Source organism: Pedobacter cryoconitis, from assembly GCF_014200595.1.
In the GTDB taxonomy this organism is placed as follows: Bacteria; Bacteroidota; Bacteroidia; order Sphingobacteriales; family Sphingobacteriaceae; genus Pedobacter; species Pedobacter cryoconitis_C.
The window spans coordinates 182015-195648 of sequence record NZ_JACHCG010000005.1 but is presented as its reverse complement, the minus strand read 5'-3'; the positions used below and the strand labels follow the sequence as shown (position 1 = coordinate 195648).

The 13634-nt window shown below is 38.8% G+C and carries 11 protein-coding genes; 5 read left to right on the top strand and 6 right to left on the bottom strand.

All coding sequences use genetic code 11. From position 1 onward, the window contains the following. Positions 1 to 10: 10 nt before the first annotated feature. The 3 genes from HDE70_RS23360 to HDE70_RS23350 all read right to left on the bottom strand — a co-directional run bounded on the left by HDE70_RS23360 (position 11) and on the right by HDE70_RS23350 (position 3217). A complete protein-coding gene (locus HDE70_RS23360; RefSeq protein ID WP_183891988.1) occupies positions 11 to 1186 on the bottom strand; it encodes an efflux RND transporter periplasmic adaptor subunit in 1176 nt (391 codons plus the stop codon). 156 nt (positions 1187 to 1342) lie between these two features. Further along, a complete protein-coding gene (locus tag HDE70_RS23355; protein WP_183891987.1) occupies positions 1343 to 2101 on the bottom strand; it encodes a LytR/AlgR family response regulator transcription factor in 759 nt (252 codons plus the stop codon). Between the two features lie 6 nt (positions 2102 to 2107). Beyond that, positions 2108 to 3217, bottom strand: coding sequence for a sensor histidine kinase (locus HDE70_RS23350; protein ID WP_183891986.1), 1110 nt, complete (start codon positions 3215 to 3217; stop codon positions 2108 to 2110). A gap of 422 nt (positions 3218 to 3639) precedes the next feature. Between HDE70_RS23350 and HDE70_RS23345 the strand changes: the two genes are divergently transcribed. Both HDE70_RS23345 and HDE70_RS23340 read left to right on the top strand, forming a co-directional pair. Further along, positions 3640 to 6825 (top strand): SusC/RagA family TonB-linked outer membrane protein, encoded by a 3186-nt coding sequence (locus HDE70_RS23345; protein ID WP_183891985.1) that lies wholly within the window; start codon positions 3640 to 3642, stop codon positions 6823 to 6825. A 13-nt stretch (positions 6826 to 6838) separates the two neighbouring features. Next, positions 6839 to 8326, top strand: coding sequence for a RagB/SusD family nutrient uptake outer membrane protein (locus HDE70_RS23340; protein WP_183891984.1), 1488 nt, complete (start codon positions 6839 to 6841; stop codon positions 8324 to 8326). 64 nt (positions 8327 to 8390) lie between these two features. Here the strand turns inward: HDE70_RS23340 and HDE70_RS23335 are convergent, their stop codons facing one another. Next, the gene (locus HDE70_RS23335) at positions 8391 to 9578 is read right to left on the bottom strand and encodes a hypothetical protein (RefSeq protein WP_183891983.1); all 1188 of its coding nucleotides are present in this window, start codon (positions 9576 to 9578) and stop codon (positions 8391 to 8393) included. A 98-nt stretch (positions 9579 to 9676) separates the two neighbouring features. On the opposite strand from HDE70_RS23335, the gene HDE70_RS23330 reads away from it, so the two are divergent. Beyond that, the gene (locus HDE70_RS23330) at positions 9677 to 10240 is read left to right on the top strand and encodes a thiamine pyrophosphokinase (protein WP_183891982.1); all 564 of its coding nucleotides are present in this window, start codon (positions 9677 to 9679) and stop codon (positions 10238 to 10240) included. After that, on the top strand, positions 10237 to 10752 hold the full coding sequence (locus HDE70_RS23325; protein WP_183891981.1) for a GNAT family N-acetyltransferase: 516 nt from the start codon (positions 10237 to 10239) through the stop codon (positions 10750 to 10752). The genes HDE70_RS23330 and HDE70_RS23325 overlap by 4 nt, the downstream gene beginning before the upstream one ends. On the opposite strand, the gene HDE70_RS23320 is transcribed toward HDE70_RS23325, so the two are convergent. Both HDE70_RS23320 and HDE70_RS23315 read right to left on the bottom strand, forming a co-directional pair. Continuing rightward, positions 10749 to 12065, bottom strand: coding sequence for a M20/M25/M40 family metallo-hydrolase (locus HDE70_RS23320; RefSeq protein WP_260161986.1), 1317 nt, complete (start codon positions 12063 to 12065; stop codon positions 10749 to 10751). The genes HDE70_RS23325 and HDE70_RS23320 overlap by 4 nt on opposite strands. Then, complete coding sequence (locus HDE70_RS23315; protein ID WP_183891980.1) at positions 12062 to 13147, bottom strand: DUF4407 domain-containing protein; 1086 nt, start codon at positions 13145 to 13147, stop codon at positions 12062 to 12064. The genes HDE70_RS23320 and HDE70_RS23315 overlap by 4 nt, the downstream gene beginning before the upstream one ends. A 169-nt stretch (positions 13148 to 13316) precedes the next feature. Between HDE70_RS23315 and HDE70_RS23310 the strand changes: the two genes are divergently transcribed. Then, entirely contained in the window at positions 13317 to 13634 is a 318-nt protein-coding gene (locus tag HDE70_RS23310; RefSeq protein ID WP_111632695.1) for a rhodanese-like domain-containing protein, read from the top strand.

Below are 13634 nucleotides of genomic sequence, written 5' to 3'. Positions count from 1 at the left end.
AATGTTAATATTATTGTTTACCGGCTTTTGCAGCAGCTGATGAAGATCCCGGAGAAATGACCATTCCCTCATGTAGACGGTCAAGTCCCATGGATACGATCTTGTCTCCAGGCTTTAAGCCACCTTTAATGATATAGTCTGTACCGCTTTTACCATCGATGTCAATCATTACTCTGCTGAGTTTATTGCTGTCTGCAAGTTTGTAGACAAACACTTTATTCTGAAGTTCCAATGTAGAGGCCTGAGGTACGAGTAAAGAGCTTTTATGAAGCTGATCAATTCTGATTTTTCCAGTATTTCCTGCCCGTAATAAGCCATCTGCATTAGGAAAGGTTGCCCTGAGCATGATAGATCCTGTGTTTTTGTCAAATTGCCCGTCTACCATATTGATACGCCCCTGATGAGTGTAAATCGTATTGTCGGCAAGGAGTAAGGAAACTGGCGGGATCTGCTTTATTTTTTCTGTCAGTGTTTTACCTGGAAACTGTGCTTTGAAATTGATAAAATCGCTTTCACCAATAGAAAAGTAAGCATAGATCTCGTGTACATCCGAAAGCGTGGTTAGGGGCTGCTGATCATTTCTTCCAACTAAACTACCCAGTCTGCGCGGAATTCTGCCAATGAAACCACTCACAGGAGCTTTAATCTTTGTGAATCCAAGATTGATCTTTGCTGATGCTACTGCCGCTTTAGCCTGTTCAAGGTTCGCTTTTGCTACATTATGAGCTGCTTGTACTGTTTTGAGTTGTATGGCAGAGACTACGTTGCTTTTAACCAGTGGAATTACTTTATCTACCTCCAGCTGTGTGTTGCTTAGTGCGGCTTCTGCGGCATGCATAACGGCAATGGCATTATTGAGTTGCTGCGTATAAGGCTGATCATTAATTTTAAATAGCAGCTCACCTGCCTGCACAAATGCACCTTCGTCAACATAAACTTTGTCGAGATAACCCTCTACCTGAGGTCTGATTTCAACATTTACTTTTCCTTCAAGGGTACCTGTATAATCTTTAGTAGTCGTTGCTGCCGATTGATTCAGCGTCATAACCGGAATTGTGGGTGGAGCTTCCTGAGCACCGGCACTTTCGTTGGCAGAGCGGCAACTGAATAAAGTAGTAAGTAGCAGTGCTGAACAGAATAAAAGGCCCGGTCTTCTCAATAGAAGAGATTTGTTTTCAACTTTCATGTGGTGATAGGATTTGCATAAATTGCGTGAACCCATATTGCTTAATGAAATACAGATTACAACGATGCAATTTTATGACTTATGTCACCAAATGAGGGAGAAGAAATAACTGAGGACGCTTTATTGGCAGATGAAACAACCCTCAGCCCAACTGAATCAGCTATCGAGCCACCTTTTAAACTGGCTTGCCTTTTCCTTACTGATATGAATATCTGCTGCGGCCGCAGGAACCAGGACAAGCTTTAATTTTCCATTGAAATAATTGTGGATACTCTCCAGGCTTTTGATATTGATCAGGTATTGCCGGTTTGCGCGGAAAAATATTGCCGGGTCCAGCTGCTCTTCAAGCTCATCCATTGTGTAAGACACGGCCTGCTCTTTTGCATCGCGGGTAACGATATTCGTGATCTTGTTTTCAGAATAAAAATAAGCGATATCGGGAACCATAATGGTCTTGTAACCATCACGATATGGAATTAGAAAACGGGAACGATAATTCGGGTTTTGTTTTTTTATAATGGCGACAACTTCTTCAATTGTTCCGGGAGATATTTTCTGCGTATGCTGTTGTTTAAATTTAGAAATACTGCCTTTTAATTCATCAATATCAATTGGTTTTAAAAGGTAATCTATGCTGTTTACTTTAAAAGCGCGTAAGGCGTATTCATCATAGGCGGTCGTAAAAATAACCGGAACAGTAATCTCAACCTGGGTAAAGATCTCAAAACAAATGCCGTCTGCAAGGCGGACATCCATCAATATCAGGTTCGGATGTGGATTTGAGCGCAGCCATTGTACACTATCGGCAATCGTATCCAGCGTTGCAACAATCTCGGTATGGCTATCTATTTCAAGCAATATCTTTTGCAAACGTATGGCATTCAATTTTTCATCCTCTATGATCAGTACATTCATCTTCTGTTATTCAGTTATTTCTAATAAGGGTAGTTTGACTATAAATGTGTTATCATTCTCGACGATCTGCGGACAGGCTTCTGATAACAACCGGTAACGGCTGATAATATTCTTTAATCCAACCCGTGTGGATGGGATATGAAAGTTGACCAGCTGCAAATTGTTTGAAACCTCAAGCCAGCCTTCTTCATTGATACAGATATTTATATGCAATGGCCGTGAACGGGAGGCCACATTATGTTTAATCGCATTTTCTATCAGTAATTGTAGGGTGATTGGCGGCACTCCTTTAATTTCGTAGTCTTCAGGAATATCTATGTTAATTTGAAGGTTATCAGATACCCTTATTTTGATCAGGTAAATATAAGAGTTGATAAACCTGATTTCATCCCTTAATGAGATAATATCTTTGCTCAGGTTAATGATCATGTAACGATATACTTTGGACAGATTATCCAGGAAAAGAAGCGCAGAATCGGGGTTTTCAGCTATCAGACTTGATAAAGTGCTGAAGTTATTAAACATAAAATGAGGGTCAAGCTGTGCCTTCAATGATTGAAGTTCAGCCTGCATAGCCACCTGGTTCAAATCATAAGCTTTAAGTTCTAATGCTGATGTTTCGAGCATTGACATTTTCCATTTGCGCAGAAAAAAATCGGCTGTGTAAATTGCACTGATTAAAGTGCTGATGATAATACTCACCAGGCAAACCTGCCAGCTAAATGTTTTGTCACTTTGTGAATAAGTATCATAATGGGGATAGACCAGGTTATCAATGTAAAGCAGCAGACTGATCACTACACCCGCACTGATAATCTGTAAGAAAAACTGGCAAACAAAGCGCAACAATGGAGACTCAATCCATGGAATATGCCGGTCCAGCCATCGGGCTATCAGCAGACTGGATTCAGTAATCAGAAAACAAACGACCATTACCCCCAGCCACTCTGTAAGCAAAGTATATATATTCTGTTCAAAATAAACATTCCAGAACGGATCGTAAGGATTGAGCAGGTAAATGAAAGTATAGAAACAGAAAAAAACGACAGGTAAAATGAAAAACCTGAAGTTTGGATAAAAAGCGCGTTCACTTATTTCTTTAGTATTCTTGGCCATAGCTTCATAGGTAGGTATTGATCAGCAAAACAGGTAATAAGCTGTAAAGCTAGTCTCGTGGCTGTTCATGCAAAGATCTTATTGACCGAACTTTATATTTATCAGGCTGAAACGTTCTTTTGAATCGCTCAGTAGTATTTATCCTGTAAGATCTTTGACAAGCGATTCAAAGATAGGGAAAACCGTATTCAATAAAAATCTGAAGACTCTTGCAGGATCTGGCAAAAATATCAGGTTTATTTCTCCACTAAAATGATTTTTCAATTTTATTCAACCACTTTAAGTGGAATTGTTTTCTGTTAAATAAAAATAATATGTAAATAAGCTAAACACCTGTCTTTTTCCGCTAACAGTTCCTATAAGTAGAATTTATTGTACATATTGTACCCCAAATAACAATTAATTAACCTTACTTATTCTAAATGAAAAGAAAACTACTCAATTTTATTGTGCTGAGTTTGCTATGCATAAGTTCTGCATTTGCTCAAAACACAACAATAAAAGGTAAAGTTACAGGAAAAGGAGATGGCCTTCCGATTCCAGGAGTATCTGTAAAAATTAAAGGAAAAACTACAGGTGCCCAAACAGATGGAAATGGTGCTTATGCAATAGGCCCGGTTACCCCAACAGATGTGATTGTTTTTTCAGCAATCGGCTATACCACAACAGAGCAGACAGTTGGCGCAAAAACTGTAATCAATGCTTCATTGAGCGAAGATGCTCAGTCATTAAGTGAAGTAGTCATTAACGTTGCCTATGGAACTGCAAAAAAAGAATCTATTACTGGTTCAGTGGCACAAATTAGCAAGAAAGAACTTGAATTAAGACCGTTAACTAATGTTAACAGTGCTTTATCCGGAGCTTCTGCTGGTGTAATGTCAAGTTCTGGTAGTGGACAGCCAGGTGCTTCCGGATCAATTCGTATCCGTGGTTTTGGCTCGATTAACGCTTCAAACACACCATTATACGTAGTAGATGGTGCTCCATATGATGGAGATCTTTCGAACCTGAACGTGAATGATATTCAGGATATTTCGATCTTAAAAGATGCTTCTGCATCTGCATTGTACGGATCTCGTGCAGCAAACGGTGTTGTTATCGTAACTACCGTCAAAGGTAGAAAAGGTAATGATCAGTTAGGCGTAAACATTACTCAGGGTGTAAGTTCAAGAGGTGTTTCTGAGTATGACAGAGTTAATGCTGCTCAATACTATCCTTTAGCATGGCAGGCTTATAAAAACAACCTGGTATATCCACAAAGTGGAAAAGGAATGTCTGATGCTGATGCAAGAGCAAAAGCTTCTTCATCGATTAAAGGTGCATTAGGCTATAACCCTTTCAATGTTGCTGATGGTGCTGTTGTAGGTACTGATGGTTTGCTTAATCCAAATGCAAAACTATTATATGATGATTTTGACTGGGTAGAGCCACTAAAACGTGTTGGTAAAAGAACTGATGCGAATATTAACTACAGTGGTGCTTCTGAAAAAGCAGATTATGTAATGTCATTAGGTTATCTTGATGATAAAGGATATATCCAGCGTTCAGATTATAACAGAATTACTGGTCGTGTGAGTGTGAATGCAAACCCATTAAAGTGGTTTAAAACAGGCTTAAATGTTTCAGGAAACCTGACTAAGTCAAATAGAGCGAGTGGTATGACTTTAAATTCTCAGGGAACCACTGGTGGAACAAGTTATAACAACGTATTCTATTTTGCACGTAATATTGGCCCGATTTATCCAGTATATATGCATGATGCTTCAGGAGCTTTTGTAACTGATAGTAATGGTGATAAGATATATGATCAGGGCGCACTTCGTCCTGCGGGCGCAAGTGGTGGAAGACACGTTGTACAAGAAACGTTATTAAACCAGGATTTAACGAAAATTAACGCACTGAGTGCAAGAACTTACGGAGAAATTACTTTCCTTAAAGACTTTAAATTCACTCAAAAGCTGAATGTAGACGTTTCAAACTATACTGCGAACTCTTATGACAATAAAATAATTGGTGACGGAGCACCTGGAGGCAGAGCGTCTAATACGAATTCAAGAACAACATCATTTACTTCAACTCAGGTTTTAAATTACAATAAGACTGTTGAGAAAAGTAATTTTGATGTCCTTTTGGGTCATGAAACTTACCAGTATCAATATAACTACATCACAGGATCAAGAAATGGTCAGGTTTTAGACGGGAATACAGAGCTGATCAACTTTACAACTACAAGTGATCTGAATGCTTTTAAAAACCTTTATAACCTGGAATCTTACTTCACAAGAGTAAATTATAACTATGATGGTAAGTATTTCCTGAACGGGTCTTACAGACGTGATGGTTCTTCTAAATTCTCACCAGAGTCAAGATGGGGTAACTTCTTTTCAGTAGGAGCTTCCTGGTTAATTACTGCTGAAAACTTTATGAAAAGTACACCTTGGGTAGATTACCTGAAATTACGTACATCATATGGTTCTGTTGGTAATGATAGAATACTTGATGCTGATGGAAATGATATCTATTATAACTATAAATCTTATTACAACTTAAACTACAACAATAACAAAGAAGGTGGATTAGCTTTAAACACTTTAGAAACACGCAAATTGAAATGGGAAACTAACTATTCTACTGACATTGCATTAGAATATGGTTTGTTCAAAAACAGGTTACGTGGTACTTTTGAGGTATTTGACAGAAGATCAGATAATTTGTTATTTAATGTTCCACTTCCAGTTTCTAATGGTGTTCCAACTGTTGCAAGAAACATTGGAAGTATGTATAACAAAGGCCTTGAGATTGAAATTGGCGGAGACATTATCAAAGGAAAAAACTTCCAATGGGCTGCTAATATTAACTGGACTGCGGTTAAAAACAGTGTGACGAAATTACCAGAAGAAACACCAACAATTATTGATGGAGTTACAAAATTAGAAGTTGGTCATTCAAGATATGATTTCTGGTTGAGAAAATGGAGAGGTGTAGATCCTTCGGATGGTGTTTCATTGTATGTAAGAGATAAAAATATCCCTGTTGGTAATCCTGCACAAAGCAGAACTATTGATGGTGTAGATTATACGACTAATCCTAATAATGCTGAGTATGGTTATGCAGGTACTGCTATTCCTAAATTTGCAGGTAGTATTACCAATACATTTACTTACAAAGAATTCCAGTTCTCTTTCATGGTGAACTACCAGGTTGGCGGTAAAGTTTATGATTCTGCATATGCAGGTTTAATGGGCTATAGCAGATATGGTGGTGCATTACATGTTGATGCATTAAATGCCTGGAAAAACCCGGGAGATATTACTGATGTTCCTCGTTTAGATGTTGGTCAGTCTGCTTTCAATAATGCTGCTTCAGATCGCTGGTTAATTGATGCGTCTTACCTGGCTTTCAGATCAGCTACTCTTTCTTATAACCTGCCAAAAGCATTAATTGCTAAAGCAGACCTTAAAAATGCAAGAGTATATGTTGGTGGAGAGAACTTATTCTTATTGTCTAAACGTAAAGGTTTAGATCCAAGTTATTCTTATAATGGAACTACGTCGGCTGGTTATTCACCAACACGTACAATTACATTGGGACTAAATGTTGCATTTTAATTAAATAGCAGAAATGAAAAATATAAAATATAAATTCCTTCCTTTTTTATTGATTGCATTGACTTTTGCATCATGTAAAAAGTCTTTTTTGGATACAAATCCAACAGATAAGGCGGATGATGCAGCTGTATTTAAAACTACAGACAATGCAATGGCTGCTCTAAACGGTATTCACAGGATGTTGTACAGACAATTTGATGATGCTAACCAGGATCAGGGTGGAGAATCAGGTATGAAGATCAACCTGGACATGCTTGGAGAAGATTTAGTAATGACTACTGCTGGTAATGGCTGGTACAATAACACGTACAAATGGAATGACCATAGAAACGCTTCCAGTACAACGGATAAATATGCGTATAAATTCTATTATACGATTATTGCAAATGCGAATCAGATCATTGCTAAAGTAAACGGTGTTGAAGGCGAACAGGCAACGAAAGATGCAATTATGGCCGAAGCATTAACTTACAGAGCATGGGCACATTTCCTGTTGGTTCAAATTTATTCGAAGCGTTATGATGCAGCTGGAAACAATACACAACCAGGTGTGCCAATCGCATTAGCTACTGATGTTACTGCAAAACCAAGAGGTACAGTTGAAGGTGTTTATACACAAATCAATAAAGACATTGATGCGGCTATTGCTCTTTTTACTACAAGTTCAGCAAGAGCAAATAAAAGTCACTTTGATTTAAGAGTTGCAAAAGGTATCAAAGCAAGAGTTGCATTAACTCAAGGTTTATGGACTGTTGCAGCCTCGAATGCTGTAGAAGCAAGAGCAGCAAGCAGCTTAATGACTAATGATGAATACAAAAGCGGTTTTAATAATAGTGCAAACCAAGAGTGGATCTGGGGAAGTAAACAAGTTGAAGATCAGACTTCTTATTTCTCTTCTTTCTTCGCTTATATGTCTGCGAATTATAACTCTTCTAACATCAGAACAAACCCTAAAGCGATTAACAAATTATTGTATGATAAAATCGCTGCAACTGATGTAAGAAAAACATTATGGGATCCGACAGGTGCAGATAAGACTTTCCCAGTTCCACCAAGTGGAGTGAGAAAACCATACATGAACAGAAAGTTTCTTGCACCAGGAGCTACTAGTATAGGTGATGTGGCGCATATGCGTGCTGGTGAAATGTACCTGATTGAAGCAGAAGCTTTGGCCAGAACCGGACAAAATGGTCTTGCGCAAGCAGCATTGTATAAATTGGCTGTGAACAGAGACCCTAAATATGTATTGTCAACCAATACTGGTGAGGCTTTGATCAATGAGATCTTAATTCAGCGCCGTGCTGAGTTATGGGGTGAGGGATTCCGTTTTACGGATCTTAAACGTCTGAACTCTGCATTGGACAGAACTAATTCTAACCATACCAATGAGCTGGCACAAACCTTAAGTGAGGTTGCTGGTGATCCAAAATGGCAATGGTATATCCCACAATCTGAAATCAATGCTAATCCAGCGATTGGTCCAGGTGGACAGAATCCATAATCATATTTAAAATTAAAAAAGCGGCTATTCTTTTGGGAATAGCCGCTTTTTATTTGGCAGAAATTTAATATTGTGCTTTCAGGATTGCTGCAAGCTCCCGCAGCGTTTTGTTTTTTGCAGAGACTTTTGCCGGCTCGGGTTTCCCCTGGCTGTACAGCTCCATGGTGTACGTTCCTTCAGTATCACCCGGCTTGTAGACAAAGCCTTCTAATTTGCCTTCATAAAGCTCACAATGGCCCATATAATTCTTTACTTCATTACGCTCCTGTAAAAACGCGATCATGTCTGCGGTTTCCAGCGGAGTGGTATCATATAAACTTAAGGATAACCGCTGTAACATCCGGCTGTTTTCCCGATCATGATCTTTAGGTTCTTGCTGTACGGATTTTGCCTGTTCTATATACAGCTTATTGTTTTTCTGAAAATAGGAATAAGGGCGGTTTTTATCGATTTTATTACGATCCGAAAAATTATAATAGCTGTATTCGGTTACTTTTCCTGATTTTTTTTCGGGAGCTATGGTTTCTATTTTCCGGCCTTCCGGAGTAAAAGTTATCTTCAAGCTATTCCTCCCGAAATCTTCCAGCAGATACCCCTGTGCAACAGGACTGACTTTCAAAAGAATGCCAGTATTCTCTGCAAAAATAAGCACTCTGAATAAAACTGTTTTTGTATTTTTAACGGTACGGATCAGCTCAGCCATTGCGCGTTGTTGCTTCATGTCAACGGGAATAATTTCTATTCCAGTATCAAGTTTGCCGTTGATAAAGGTATTTTTAGCATCCAGCTTTACCTCAGAAAACTCCTGATGATCTTCTGCAAGGATCTTATTAAATAAATCATTGTACCATTGCTGTACCAATACGCCCTGCTGATAATAATTGTAGACTACCCATTCGGAACCCGATCTTTTTTCTTTGAAAAAACCATTGTAGGGTTTTCCGGATTTAAGATCGCCGACCAGATATTCAGTATGATTTGTATGGCCAAAATAAACCGGGTTGGCCCCTTGTTTAATGACATCTGGGATCTGAAAATTAACAGAGAGCTGTTTCACAAGCTGATGTTGTGCATTTTCACAATCATAACAATTAATACGTTCTCTGGATAAGTCCTTGTTTTTAATGCATTTAAACTCGCTTTTTGTAGTCGTAACTTCATTTTTGCTGTTTAAATAGCGCGTTTCATCGTCCACTTGTTGCGCTAAAGTAAGCAATGGTGTCATCAGCAATAAGAGTATTAATTTATACATATGATATTTATAGTATAACAGTAAGCAGAGTTGAATGTTTCCTGTTATTTCTTCAAATAATCATTTAGCTTCTCAGTAATCATTAATACCTTAGCAGCATGTCGTCGCATCATATAGTCAGAGAAAAACAGGAGCCAGCCTTATATATTCACAATCTGGGCAATTTTGAGGAGGAATACCTGGGACAAATCCTGGAATGGAGTCCTACTTTAATAGTCAACAGCGCAATTTATGAGAAAGTCCTCAGCCTGGGGCTAAAAGTAGATGTGATCCTGAATGCTACCGGTGAACTTGCTCCGCAGGAAAACACAAAGTCTATTATGGGCCCCGGCGATGAATATAATACCGTATTAAACTACCTGATTTCAGAAAAGTACCCTGCGGTAAATATTATTGATGAACAGAAAGCCCTGTCAGACCTGGCTTTTTACCTGCCTAAAATTAATATTGTTTTATTCAGTGCAACGGAGAAGTCATATGCGGTTAAAACTGGATTCAATGTCTGGAAACCTGCCGGAAGTCTGTTCCTGATTGATGTGGTTTCTTATTTCGAAGCCACTAACCTGATGCAAAAAGACGAACGGGAATTTGAAGTGGTGAAAGATGGTTTTGTAGAATTCACTTTCGCTACGGAATATGTATTCTTAACGGAAAAAATATGATTACACTAAGAAAAGCGAAAGAAGACGATCTGGCAATCATCCAGCATATAGGAACTTCAACCTATGGCCCTACTTATGGCCATATTCTTGATCAGGTGCAGATTGATTATATGCTTGACAAATTTTACAGTATCACTTCTTTAACGAAACAGCTGATGGAAGGCCATACTTTTTTAATTGCACAGGATGGTGATCAGGATCTTGCCTTTGTATCTTATTCAACAACAGAACATAAAGAACATATTGTTGCCAAACTGCATAAATTATATGTTTTACCTGAGGCTCATGGAAAAGGCCTGGGTAAGCTCTTAATGAATGAAGTGAGAAATAAAGCTATGGAAGCCGGTGCGGATAGCCTGGAATTAAATGTAAACCGTTACAATAATGCAAAAGACTTCTACGAAAAGATAGGTTTTGTGGTTAAAGAAACCGTCGACATTGAAATTGGCAACGGTTTCTTTATGAATGATTATGTGATGGCACTGCCATTAACAACCTTAAAACCTGCTTAATTAGTTAATTTAGGTATTCTGGTTGGTGTATCTGTTCCTTTTACGATGGTAATTGCGCTTTTAGCAATTGCTTTGATCGTTAACAAGATGTTCTCAGTATCCAGTGTGCTGTATTCATCCTTTACCGTATGGTAAAGCTTGTCAATATCTATCTGGTCAGTACTGATGGTATGTGCAGGTACGCCTAATGCGGCAAGTGTCGCATTATCGCTCCTATAAAATAGATTCTGCTGTAAATAAGGATCCGGATGGAAAGTAAATGCTGATCCTTCCAGGTTTTTTTGCAGGATCTTTCCAAAATCAGATTTATCGTAGCCTGTAATAAAGGCCGTGTTTTTACCAAACTTACTTTCTTTACCGATCATCTCGATGTTAAACATCGCAACCACCTCATCAGGGTTTAATTGCTCAGAGAAATACTTGGCACCAAAGCCGCCAATTTCTTCTGCTGTAAAGGCAACAAAAATAAGAGTACGCTCATTATTGTTCAGTTTCTTGTAGTATTTGGCAAGAGCGATCATCGCTGTAGTACCAGAAGCATCATCATCTGCGCCATTTGCAATACTATCCTGATCTGCTGAATGAATAATACCCAGGTGATCATAATGTCCCGAGAATACGACTAATTCTTTCGCTTTTGACTTTCCGGGAATAATTCCGGCAACGTTAAATAAAGACAATTTGCTGGCCTTGTTTTTTAAGGATACCGTAAAGTTCTTTACCGTTGTATCTGGAGATAATACCAGGACTAAAGCAAACTTGTTGGTCTCATGCATCATCTTTTCATCTACAACAGCTGCTTTTGAAAGGTATGACTTTAACTCATTAAATTCTTTGGTGAATTTTGGATCTACCAGGACCAGTTTTGTTTTTTTATTACGGACTAAAAGTCTGTACTGCTCTCTGAAGGTTTTTGAAGAATCAAGTCTTACCCATCCGTCTCCGCCGGTATTATCGAAATCCAGGCTCTCGCTTGTATTTCCCCAAACGGCAAAATCAGCAGGGACAATCACTTTCCCATCAACTGATACCTGACCTGAAGCTGGTTTAAGCTCATACTTGTAAAAAGTTTGTCTGTAGCCTGTAGCTCCTTTTAGTGGCTGCAAGCCTATTTTTTTAAATTCACCTTCAATAAAAGTTGCCGCCTTATCAATCCCGGGGCTGAATGTTGCTCTGCCCTGCATGTCATCACTACTCAGGGTTTTGATCAGATTGTCTACATAATCTTTAGTGATAATTTTATCAATGTCCTGGGCTGATGCCGTTCGGGCGATAAAAAGTAAAATCAATGGGTAATAAAAGTATTTCATCATAATTTAGTTAATAGTTCTTTTTCTCTTGCAATAGTGGTCGCTACCCGGGTATCGTGTACGCCATCGGTCACTTCGATTTCAAAATCCTTATCCTTTTCAGAAGTATGTATCTGGCTGGTCTCCAGGTTTTCCACAGACCTGTCATATGGGCCTCTTGAACTCATCATTTTTACAAATACCGGCAGGCACTCAAAAAAGATAAATAACAAGCCGATAAATGTGACCGCTAATGCAGTTGTTGTATCCCGGGTACCATCTGTATTAAAGCTCAACTGGCCCAATGCCCAGTTACGGTCGGCAAAACCGGCAATACTGGTCAGGCTGTCCAGTTGTTTTCCTGTGTAAAGCCGCTCTGATAGTAAACCATCAAACTGCTTTCTGCCATCTACAAAACGCTCCATTCTCCTTACATCTGAATTCAGAGAATCCAGATTTTGCTGCCGCTGTTTGAGTTCCTCCTCTTTCCGCTTCGCATAAGGCCCATACCCCATTACGCCGGATGTTTCAGTCGTTTTGGTTCCGAAGACTTCAAAGTTAAGTTTTTGCCGGTCAGATTTGATACCATTTTCCAAAGAGTCCCTTTGGGCCTTGGATTCGTTCAGTTTGTTGAGCTCGATAGTATATTTATTAGTAAATGCTTTATTCAGGGTGTCAATCTTTGAACGCTGGTTGTTCAGGTAACTTACCTTAAGCCGCTCTTTAATCTCTTTGTCAAAAATTTTAAGCTCTAAAGGACGCGAAATCACCATGCCGATCATAATAGCCAGTAATATACGTGGTGTGGCCTGAAAAATCTGTTTGGTAGCAGAAGAATTCTTGTTGATACTGGATACAATATAACGGTCCATATTAAAAATGGCAAGCCCCCAGAGGATACCGAAAAATATGGCGAAAAGCACGGCGGCAGTGTCGCCTTTAAAAACAAAATACATGGCATATCCACCAGACAAGGCGGCGAATAAGCCAGTGAAAAAGATAGTTGCGCCGATACCAACATATTTATTATGTTCAGTAGGGTGCTTCTCTAATGTAGGCTGGTGTATACCAGAACAAAACCAAAAGAAACGTGACAGGGCATCCATAGTAACAAAGTTAAGAAAGAATACTATTAAACGCCCGGCATTCTTAGTTGTTACAAGCCGTCAGTTAAAACCATAAATTTTGACTTGCATTTAGCAGATAAGTTGTTGATAAACTTTATATTTGACCATTATTCGTGGATCATAAGCCATCCATTTAAAAGCTTTGAAGATGAAAGAAATTAGCGTAGAAGAATTAAAACAAAAAATAGATAACAAGGAAGATTTTCAACTGATTGATGTAAGAGAAACTTTCGAATACGATACTTCAAACCTTAACGGAGAGAATATTCCTTTAGGAGGGATTTTGATTGAAGTGGAGAAGATTGCAACCGATAAACCAGTAATTATGCAATGCAGAAGCGGTAAACGCAGTGCAGCAGCAGTAATGCAATTGGAGCAGCTGCATGGTTTTACAAACCTTTACAATTTAAAAGGCGGTATCCTTGCATGGCAGGCTGCATTTGATCCTGGAATGCCAGTTTATTAA